At 46.8% G+C, this 7689-nt stretch carries 11 protein-coding genes; 3 read left to right on the forward strand and 8 right to left on the reverse strand.

Annotated elements, in window-relative coordinates; translation table 11 throughout:
- Positions 1-294 precede the first annotated feature (294 nt).
- Genes VIM87_RS03520 through VIM87_RS03530 form a run of 3 tightly spaced genes read right to left on the reverse strand, consistent with a single transcriptional unit; the run spans position 295 to position 1097 of the window.
- Positions 295-417 carry a hypothetical protein gene (locus tag VIM87_RS03520; protein ID WP_331995630.1) on the reverse strand — a complete coding sequence of 41 codons (123 nt, stop codon included), beginning with the start codon at positions 415-417 and terminating at the stop codon, positions 295-297.
- Complete coding sequence (locus VIM87_RS03525; RefSeq protein ID WP_331995631.1) at positions 417-563, reverse strand: hypothetical protein; 147 nt, start codon at positions 561-563, stop codon at positions 417-419. The genes VIM87_RS03520 and VIM87_RS03525 overlap by 1 nt, the downstream gene beginning before the upstream one ends.
- Positions 564-608: 45 nt before the next feature.
- Positions 609-1097: an SRPBCC domain-containing protein gene (locus VIM87_RS03530; protein ID WP_331995632.1), complete on the reverse strand. Its 489-nt coding sequence runs from the start codon at positions 1095-1097 to the stop codon at positions 609-611.
- Between the two features lie 140 nt (positions 1098-1237).
- Here VIM87_RS03530 and VIM87_RS03535 point away from each other — a divergent pair, with 140 nt between their 5' ends.
- Positions 1238-2218 carry a GlxA family transcriptional regulator gene (locus tag VIM87_RS03535; protein ID WP_331995633.1) on the forward strand — a complete coding sequence of 327 codons (981 nt, stop codon included), beginning with the start codon at positions 1238-1240 and terminating at the stop codon, positions 2216-2218.
- 156 nt (positions 2219-2374) lie between these two features.
- On the opposite strand, the gene VIM87_RS03540 is transcribed toward VIM87_RS03535, so the two are convergent.
- From VIM87_RS03540 to VIM87_RS03560, 5 genes are all read right to left on the reverse strand, one after another.
- The gene (locus tag VIM87_RS03540) at positions 2375-3346 is read right to left on the reverse strand and encodes a zinc-binding alcohol dehydrogenase family protein (protein ID WP_331995634.1); all 972 of its coding nucleotides are present in this window, start codon (positions 3344-3346) and stop codon (positions 2375-2377) included.
- 77 nt (positions 3347-3423) lie between these two features.
- Entirely contained in the window at positions 3424-3999 is a 576-nt protein-coding gene (locus VIM87_RS03545) for a Crp/Fnr family transcriptional regulator (RefSeq protein WP_331995635.1), read from the reverse strand.
- A gap of 116 nt (positions 4000-4115) precedes the next feature.
- Positions 4116-4520 (reverse strand): GreA/GreB family elongation factor, encoded by a 405-nt coding sequence (locus VIM87_RS03550; RefSeq protein ID WP_331995636.1) that lies wholly within the window; start codon positions 4518-4520, stop codon positions 4116-4118.
- Between the two features lie 51 nt (positions 4521-4571).
- A complete protein-coding gene (locus VIM87_RS03555; RefSeq protein WP_331995637.1) occupies positions 4572-5000 on the reverse strand; it encodes a hypothetical protein in 429 nt (142 codons plus the stop codon).
- Complete coding sequence (locus tag VIM87_RS03560) at positions 4997-5221, reverse strand: hypothetical protein (protein WP_331995638.1); 225 nt, start codon at positions 5219-5221, stop codon at positions 4997-4999. Before VIM87_RS03560 ends, VIM87_RS03555 begins: the two co-directional genes overlap by 4 nt.
- 339 nt (positions 5222-5560) lie before the next feature.
- On the opposite strand from VIM87_RS03560, the gene VIM87_RS03565 reads away from it, so the two are divergent.
- Positions 5561-6571, forward strand: a complete 1011-nt coding sequence (locus tag VIM87_RS03565; RefSeq protein ID WP_331995639.1) for a hypothetical protein — start codon at positions 5561-5563, stop codon at positions 6569-6571.
- Positions 6528-7689 (forward strand): hypothetical protein (locus VIM87_RS03570; protein WP_331995640.1); only part of this gene is annotated, 1162 nt, incomplete at its 3' end. The genes VIM87_RS03565 and VIM87_RS03570, both read left to right, overlap by 44 nt.

Here is a 7689-nt window from a genome sequence, read left to right on the forward strand (position 1 = left end):
GGCCTGTAATATTAATGGCCGAAAACCCTTTATTACGCAGCAGGTTCCGGTAAGCGACTTTGAAAAAATTCCTAATCATGGCAGATCGGTCATTCAGTGAAATGTAACAAACAAGATTGCGGGGGACTGCGAGCGAAGATAGTGCCGCATATTCATCTGATTGATTTACAATGCAGTAGTTATATTACAAATAGGGGTTTGTTCGGTTTCGAAACAAAAACTGTCCGCTTCCGAACAGCGTTACAAGCATCCACTGCACAGCTTTCAGGGAACTGCACAGTGGATGTTTTGAGGTTATGCCACAATTTCTTTCGGGGTGGGCTGCCCTTTACCGGTGCTTACCAGGTTCTTTAAGCTTCCCTGTATATAACCGGTCCATGCATTGGAACAGGCATCGTAACATTCTTCATCAGGCACTAAACCTTCTCAAATTCATCTCCTTGTTTTTGAAAGCTGCCTTCAATATTTTCTGTCCACCATTGATGAACATTATTAACGGCATTAAATACTTCTTCCGGTGTTTGGTCTGCCAAAAAGGAGACAGTGAAGTTTTGCTTGTTCATAAGCTTTTATTGATGGTTTTAGAATAGCGGCGAATGATTGTCTTATTATCCCTGGAGCTCCCATTTTTTCAGCAGCTCAGCGTTAAAGCCGCCTTCTTTAGGATTGGGTGTTCCTTTTCCTGTAACAATCAGGTTGCGCAGGCTGTTGTTAATGTAATTGCTCCATGCATCAAAACAGATCTTGTAACATTCATAGTCAGGCACTAAACCCAGGTGAGTGAACTGAAGCTGGGTTTTGCCATCCTTTTCCATGATCTCAAAAATGATCTTTGTATCCTTCCATTCAGTTTTATCCTCCGTGAAATCAAAATAGTTGTCCAATACCAGCCATACCACTTTTTTATCAGGCACAACTTCTGTTAATTTCAGTTTTGTAACATGAACATCTTTAAAGTGATACAAAAACTCCTCATTGAGCTTTTCTGTATTGCCTTCAATTTCTTCAGACCACCAGCCACGGGGATTGATAACGGCGTTGAAGACTTCTTTGGGTGTTTGGTCTACCTGGAAGGTAGTGCTAAAGGATGTACTCATTGTCAGAATATATTTTGATGGTTAAAAACTTTACTTAGCAAAAGTATTGTCTAAATATCACATTGGCAGGGTACTAAATGGAATTTCTGGTGGGTTGATTTGGACAGTACAAGTTGCTACCTTTATAAAAAGGAATCGCCATGAAACATCTTACCATCATAGTGCCTGAGGGAGAGAATAACCTGAGCAGCATAGTGGGCACCTACAAGATATTTACCCGTGCCAATGAGTACTGGAAGGCAAGCGGCAGGAATGAATTATTCAAAATTGAATTAGCCGGTATTTCCGATGAAGTGGAGTTCTATGGCGGCCTGTTTGCCGTGCGGCCGCAAACACATATTTCCAGCATCAAAAAAACAAACCTGATCGTTATTCCCTCCCTGAATCATAATTATCAGACAGCGGTGAAGGGTAACCAGCTGCTGATCGATTGGGTAGCGGAACAATATAAAGAGGGCGCTGAAATAGCCAGTATCTGTACGGGTGCGTTCATGCTGGCATCATCCGGCTTGCTGGATGGAAAGGCGTGCTCTACACACTGGGCGGCGGCGGATAATTTCAGAACCATGTTCCCCAAAGTTAATTTACAGCCGGATAAGCTGATCACGGATGAAAACGGGATCTATACAAATGGCGGCGCCTATTCCTTCCTGAACCTGGTGCTGTACCTGGTAGAAAAGTATTTTGACCGGCAAACCGCCATTTTTTGTTCCAAGGTATTCCAGATTGAAATGGACCGCCAAAGCCAGTCCGCATTTACCATTTTTACGGGTCAGAAGCTGCACGGCGATGAAATGGTAAAACAGGCGCAGGCCTATCTTGAAAGTAACCTGCAGGAGAAAATATCTATTGAGCAGCTATCGTCCAAATTTGCTGTTGGCAGGCGGAACTTTGACCGGCGCTTCATTAAAGCCACCGGCAATACGCCCATTGAATATTCGCAAAGAGTGAAGATTGAATCGGCTAAAAAAGCCTTTGAAACCAGCCGCAAAACAATTAATGAAGTAATGTATGAGGTGGGCTATTCTGATCTGAAAGCGTTCCGCGAGGTATTCAGAAAAATAACCGGCATGTCTCCACTGGAATACCGGATGCGGTATAATAAAGAAGCGGTAGTTTAAGCGCAGGCCGGCAGATCACTTTTACTTCTTCCCGGGTCATGTAATTGTATGCCGATAGTATGATCATTCCTGCTATTATACTGGTAGATACCCAGTAGGTAATTTTAGTTGTTCTCAACGTCTTAAATTTATGGGTTGTAAATAACCGTCCCTAGATTAGATGGTAACCACTAAGCGTTGTCCGCCGGGAATATCCAGGTCCCACAGGCTGGCAATATCTTTTAGGTCCACGCTAACCGTTTCCACCTTCAGCTTACCTGCTGCCGCCAGCTCAAACATTTCCGGCAATATTTTTTTAAGCAGCTGCTGTACTTCAGGCTTTGTCCAGCTGCCCAAACCGGAGCCTGATAGCTGAAGATCAACGCTGCGCAGGTTCTCTGCCGACAATTGAATAAGATCGCCTGCCATAGAGCCAATAGATACAAACCGTGTTTTATGGGTGAACAGGCCCTGGCCCTTGAAAGAAGAGAGGATGAGCTCTGCGGTATGCCCCCACAGATAATCTATGACAATGTCAACAGGCGTGCGGCTATGAATGGCTTTTATTTGTGCAACAAAGGCTGCATCATCCTGTTCCACTGTAATAATTTCATCGGCACCCAATGCCAGCAGTGAGCGTAAGGATTGTTCGTTCCTGCCCGTTGCAATGATCCTTTTTGCGCCGTAATGTTTTGCTACCTGCACTGCTATTTTACCGGTGAAGCCGGTGGCGCCGTTTATTAATACGGTTTCGCCGCGTTGCATACCTGCCCGGAAACGAAGGCCCATGGCTGACCCGATCACGGCATTGGGCAGGGCTGCGGCAGTAACATCGTCAATACCGGAGGGTAAGGGCACCATGCGGTCTTTATCGATCAGGGCTTTTTCTGCGATCATCCCACTGGCGCCAATGGCATATACCCGGGCGCCGTTTTTCAGCACGCCTACCCCATCGCCCCCAATAACGGTTGCCTGCTCAGGATCATTTTGTACGGAATAATGCTTGCCGCTGGCTCTTGACCGGTCAAGCTGCTTAATAGCGGCCGCTTTCATGGTAATTAAAAGCTCATTGCTGTTTTGAGCTACCGGTTCGGGAAAATCCGCGTATTGCGGCATTCCATCCCTTTGATACATCACTGCTGCTTTCATATTTGATAATTTTTATAATGCAAAGCTACCCGGCAATAAACCGGCGGGCAATAACATTTGTTATCAAATACGGGCTGTTACTTTTCTTTGGCCAGCTTACTTTTTATACGGCTCAGGTGTACCGTGCTAACGCCTAAATAGGATGCAATGTAGTGCTGGGGTACCCGTTGCACCACCTGTGGTTTTTCCTTTATCAAATTCAGGTAGCGTTGCTGGGGCGTATCTTTTATAAAGGAAAAGAACTGTTTCATGTACTCAAAGGTGCGCCCAAATACAGTATCCAGGATCATCTCCCGGAATACAGGCAGCTCGCTTACCTCCGCAATGATCCGGTCTGCATCTTTTTTATGAATGTACCATAATACGCAGGGCTCAATAGTTTCAATGGTTACCGGGCTCGGGTATCCTTTACGGAAGCTTTCAATGGAAGAAACCATATTGTTCTCAAAGAAGAACTGGGTTGTAACATCCTTCCCATCGTTATTAAACCACACACGGATACAACCCTTTTCAATCAGGAACATATTCTTCGGAACATCGCCTTCCTTTAAAAGCGCCGTTCTCGCAGAAACTTTCATGCGTTTAAAACAACCGGTATAGTCGTTCCATTTATTATCGTCAAGCGGGAATTTATTCCGGAATTGGTCAAACATTATTAAATATACAAAAAGGGATCATACGCCCCACCCGCGGGCGCCTGCTGAACATCGCGCAGGCGCCGGTATAACATTACGCTCCCGGCCAGGCACCGCGCCCGGCCCTGCCAGGGTTATGCATTCACCTGGTTAGATACTTCCAGGATCGTAAAGGTTCTTCTGCCTGCAGGCACTTTCCAGCTCACTCTACTGCCCTTTCTATACCCGATAAGCGCCGTTCCGATAGGCGACATAATAGACACCTTTTTTTGTTTTATATCGGCCTTCTCAGGAACTACGATCGTGAGCTTTAACACTCTGTTTTCCAGCTCCTCTTTAACGGTAACACTTGAATTAAGCCTTACCACATCAGGCGGCATATCTTCATTATCCACCAGCTTAGCCTTTTTCAATTCAGCGCCCAGCTCCTCCGCATCCTGCCTGTTAAAAGTTGCCTGCACTAATCCATTTTTCAGGTTGGATAAGATCACTTCATAATCAAACTTGGTTAACACAAGCTGCTCTTTTATCTTTTGCATAGATCATCAATTTTAAATTTTACAATTACGTCCCCATTCATGTAACCCGCATCAGGCGGTCTTTTCCAGGGGCACGCACATCTTCGTCAATAGAGTGCTCCAGTAACGGGCCTTCTGTTCCAGCTCCGCAATCTCCCCAACATAATTGCCGGGGTGTTTGTAAAACAGCACCTCCACAGGCGGTTTCCCGTTCTTCAGCTCAAAATGCAGCACCATCTCTTCCAGGTAGTGATCCAGCTTCTTTGCCTTCAGCTCCCCGGTCCGGATAGCGCCGTACTGCTTTCTTACCGTACATCTTTTCACTTCATTCAGGTCTATCACAAAGGATTGGAAAGCCGCATCATTCAGCTGTTTTAATACGATCACTTTACGGTGCATACCGGCAAAGCCGATGATACAATCCTTCAGTAATTCCTGCCCGGTAAATGAAATATTATGATCGATCCCTAACTGGCGGAGGCGTTGAAATAATACGTTCATTGCTTCACATTTTGTTTGTTATCAATACGCAGCCCCTGCTGCCTGTACAGCTGCTTACGAAAAGCGATCACATAGATCAGCATTAAGGGAAAGGTGATATAGGCAATGTTATACCATCTGGGATGGGATACCAATCCCTGTTCCAGCACAATTGCATTCAGCAAAAAGGCCATTGCCGCTACGGTTCTGCTTGCAGCAATCTTTTGTTGATTCCGGCGCATAGCAAGATCATTTAAATGATTAATTATTGGAATAATTAAATGCAGATAAACCCCAAGCCTTTGTGGGATTCATTAGGCTTGGGCAATAGTTTTAAAGGCCTTAAAGCTGGAGAAATAGTACAGGTGAAGACAAAAGGGTAGAAATTCGGGAAATGACCAGGTATAACAATCGCTCATATCGAGTATCACATACTCGATCGGGCGACTTTTAACTGTATGGAATATATTACCTGTCATTTCTACAAACTTAAGGAAAAAACAGATATCAACGTCCTGCGCAATTGTTAAAACAGCGCGCCAAGGGGAAAATTTACGTTACTCCCCTATCTTTGCCCGCAAATGCATAAATGTTGGCTTTTATACCTTTTTTGCTGCTGCCTGGCCTGCACCAAACCGCGCCCTGTTACCCGCGCCTTCTATTTCTGGAAGCAGCGTTACCAGCCCGACAGCACTGAGCTGCATACCCTGAACGCCCTTAGCGTGCAAAGGCTTTACGTAAAAATGTTCGACGTAAGCCTGAACGCCGGCAAACATACAGCCGTTCCCGTAGCCCGCCTGGAACAGCGCAGCCCCTTCCCTGCCGGCATACAGGTAATACCTACCGTATTCATTGTGAACGAAGTATGGAAGCAGGTGAATGCAGATACCCTGGCCCGGCAGGTGGCGCAGCTGCTGGCGCAAACCAGCCCGCAGCAGGCAGGGGAAGTGCAGATAGACTGCGACTGGACACGCAACAGCAGAACCGCCTATTTCGCCTTCCTCCAATCCTTTCGCCAACAGCCTTTTATGCAGGGCAAGCAACTTTCCGTAACCATCCGCCTGCACCAGGTAAAGTTCCTGGCTACCAGCGGCGCACCGCCGGCCGACAAAGGCCTGCTGATGTGCTATAATATGGGCAACCTGCGCCAGTATGGCGATCATAACTCCATTCTGAACATGAACGACCTGGAATCCTACGCCGGCAGCAAAAGGATCGCGCATTATCCGTTATCTTTAGACCTGGCTTTGCCATTGTTCAGGTGGAGCGTATTATTCCGGCGCCATTCCTACGCAGGCCTGCTCCGTAACCTGGATGAAAATGATTTCAGCAACCATCGTATTTTTAGTAAAAATGGGGAACAATTATACACCGTGTTAAAGGATACTGTAGTAAAAGGCTATCCCTTGCATGCCGGCGAAGAGGTACGGTATGAAACCTGCCCGCCCGCGCTGTTATGGGACGCCGCCCGGTACCTGGCTAAACAGCGGCAGGATTATAACCCCGTAGTTATATTTTATCACCTGGATGAAAACGAGCTTAAAAAATATGCATTACCCGAGCTGGAAAAAACTTATCGTATTCTTCGTTAGCCTGCTGCTGTGCTTTTTCGCAGAAACCATTTACGTGTTCTCCTGCGGCCCTGAGCCGGATCCCTATGATTATTACAGCAATTTTTATAACCCGAACCTGGCTGCCGGCAAGGGCTTTGAGCCCTTCTACTACACCTCCATGCGGCAATATTATGGGGTAGATGAGCCGGAGCAAACCGCTAACCTCCGTGAATGGAGCGCCTTTTTTTCCGGCAGGGATGCAAAGGTAACGGATAAGGACCTCCTGGATTTTATTTACACCTACTCCCGTCCGCAAATGACGGCGCTGTATACCAGTATTGATAAAGGAACGCCGCTGCAGGCGCCGGACAGCGTAAGCAATAATACGCTTACCCGTTATTTCATCAGCAGCAAAGACAAGGAAACGCTGGGTTATCTCATGTTCGCTAAAAGATGCGAGGTATATACCAGCATTGCCGACGCCTGGAACCCGCCCACACCGGATCCCGCCGCCATGATGCGCCTGGCCCGCAACAGCATACAGCTGTATAATGCCTGTAAAGATCCTTTCATTAAGGAAAGATTTGCCTACCAGGCCACCCGCATGGCGCATTTCAGCAAGTCATACGAAACCGCTATTCATTACTACGATTCACTGGCAGCGCCATTGCCATCTACCTCCTTTATTCACTATAAATTACTGGCTTTAAAGGCAGGCGCGTTGTTACGGACCGGTAAAAAAGCAGAAAGCGTGTACCTGTTCTCCCGTGTGTTTGAAGGCGCCCCCTCCCAGCGTACCCTGGCTTACCTGAATACCGGTTGGGCAGAAGCTGATAAAAAAGCCGTGCTGAAGCTATGCGCCAACAATACGGAAAAAGCCACTGTAGCAGCCATGTACGCGGCAAGAGCTGTAACCCTGAACCTGAATGGACTGCGGGAAGTGTACCGCTTTGATCCCACTGCCCCCATCCTGGATGTGCTGCTGGCCAGAGAGGTGAATAAGCTGGAAGATGGTTACCTGCAAAATGCCATTAACATCGACGCCAATAAGATTAACAACTGGTATAACGACAACAGCCTTAAAGCAGGTGATGTAAAAGCGCTGCAGCAGCTTACTGACAGCATTGCCGGCCAGGGTAAGGTAAAAGAGCCGGCCC

The organism is Chitinophaga sp., assembly GCF_036569125.1.
Classification (GTDB): domain Bacteria; phylum Bacteroidota; class Bacteroidia; order Chitinophagales; family Chitinophagaceae; genus Chitinophaga.

Coding starts and splice junctions, on each gene's coding strand:
- VIM87_RS03540 (WP_331995634.1), bottom strand. CDS start 3,346: ATGAAAGCAGCAGTGATGTATCAAAGGGATGGAATGCCGCAATACGCG.
- VIM87_RS03555 (WP_331995637.1), bottom strand. CDS start 5,000: ATGAACGTATTATTTCAACGCCTCCGCCAGTTAGGGATCGATCATAAT.
- VIM87_RS03530 (WP_331995632.1), bottom strand. CDS start 1,097: ATGAGTACATCCTTTAGCACTACCTTCCAGGTAGACCAAACACCCAAA.
- VIM87_RS03560 (WP_331995638.1), bottom strand. CDS start 5,221: ATGCGCCGGAATCAACAAAAGATTGCTGCAAGCAGAACCGTAGCGGCA.
- VIM87_RS03535 (WP_331995633.1), top strand. CDS start 1,238: ATGAAACATCTTACCATCATAGTGCCTGAGGGAGAGAATAACCTGAGC.
- VIM87_RS03565 (WP_331995639.1), top strand. CDS start 5,561: ATGCATAAATGTTGGCTTTTATACCTTTTTTGCTGCTGCCTGGCCTGC.
- VIM87_RS03545 (WP_331995635.1), bottom strand. CDS start 3,999: ATGTTTGACCAATTCCGGAATAAATTCCCGCTTGACGATAATAAATGG.
- VIM87_RS03550 (WP_331995636.1), bottom strand. CDS start 4,520: ATGCAAAAGATAAAAGAGCAGCTTGTGTTAACCAAGTTTGATTATGAA.
- VIM87_RS03525 (WP_331995631.1), bottom strand. CDS start 563: ATGAACAAGCAAAACTTCACTGTCTCCTTTTTGGCAGACCAAACACCG.